Annotated in this window: 1 protein-coding gene; it reads right to left on the bottom strand. The window is 32.4% G+C overall.

Going from position 1 to position 1,593, the window contains the following annotated elements; genetic code table 11:
• The coding region (gene pheT / locus CEX73_RS01940) for a phenylalanine--tRNA ligase subunit beta (RefSeq protein WP_101626919.1) at positions 1 to 1,593 on the bottom strand (1,593 nt) is incomplete at both ends.

The following is a 1,593-nucleotide window of genomic DNA, read 5'->3' as shown; positions in this document are numbered from 1 at the left end:
TAAATATTTAATAACTTGATCGCTAATAAATTATGCGAAATAAGTAACTTACATTCATTAATAATATCTACAGCGGGAATTTGTTCAGCTACTACTAGAGTAATATCTCTGCTGGTTGTAGGAAATGGAGAAAGATAAGTAGCTTTAGGAATTTTACGCTTAGTAATTTTTTCCCATAGTAGTTCGAATAGTAACGTACTATTCTTTAAATTCAGTTGTTCTTTTAACTTAGGATGAAGAACTCCAATCCATCCTATTATTTCATGGTTCAGATAAATTGCGGCACTTTGACCAGGATGTAATATCCTGTTTTCTTTTGCTTTAAATTCAAAATCATCGATGTGACCAGTCAGTTCAAGTATTGCCTCAATATCACCTTTAACATCATAAAAATCAACTAAGTGAGATTTTTGATCCCAATGCTCATCGAAACGTAATCCAGTAATAGCTCCAGCTAGTAGTAAATCTTGACGAATACCTTGATCGGCTTTATCATCAGGAATAAAGCATAATCCACTTTCAAAAAAGTGGAGATTTTTCTGCTGACGGTTTTGATTATAAACAATTGCACTTAAAATCCCTGGAAAAAGTGATAGCCGCATAGCAGACATTTCCGGAGAAATATAGTTTTGTAATACTAACATATTTTGTCCAGGTAGTAATAACTCTTGTATTTTAGGATCAACAAAACTATAGGTTATAATTTCTTGATATCCACGATCTACTAGTAATATTTTTACTCGCTCTAATGGTAATACTGTTTCTTTATTACGCATCATAAGATGCTTAATTAATAATTTAGATTGTATCGAAATATTAGGTATCTTATGGTAACCATATACCCGTATTACTTCTTTAATTAAATTTTCTTCAATTTCTATGTCAAAACGCCAACTAGGTATTAAAGTTTGCCAACCATCAGCTGTACTAATAGTTGTACATCCTATTCGTACTAAAATATCATGTATCACATTATCTGGTATTACATGTCCAATTAAACGAACCAGTTTTTTCCGATGTAGGGTGATGGTAGCTTGTTTAGGCAAGTCTCTTAAATTAGTAATATTAATTATTGGACCAGGCTGTCCACCACAAATGTTTAGTATTAATGCTGTCGTACGCTCAATTACTTGTGGTGGGAGCTCTGGATCAACACCACGCTCGTAGCGAATTGAAGCTTCAGTATGTAAACCATAGCTATGTGCGCGACCTTTTATTGCTAAAGGATTAAAAAAAGCACATTCTAAAAAAATATTACGGCTAGTTAGTTGAATACTAGATTCTATGCCTCCTAAAATACCTGCTATAGATAAAATTTTACTTTCATCAGCAATTATTAGAGTATTTGATGTCAGAGTTACTTCACGTCCATTCAGTAATATCAGTTTTTCTCCTTGCTGTGCTTGTCTGACAATGATACTACCATTGATACTTTTTATATCAAAAGCATGCATAGGTTGCCCAAATTCAAGTAAAATATAATTAGTTATATCTACAATAACATTTACTGATGATATACCACTGCAGCGTAATCTTTCTTTTATCCATATAGGAGTAATAACTCTCGCATTTATATTTTTAATGACTCTACCT

Source organism: Candidatus Palibaumannia cicadellinicola (assembly GCF_002855795.1).
GTDB lineage: Bacteria > Pseudomonadota > Gammaproteobacteria > Enterobacterales > Enterobacteriaceae > Baumannia > Baumannia cicadellinicola_C.
This window is presented reverse-complemented; position numbering and strand designations above follow the sequence as displayed.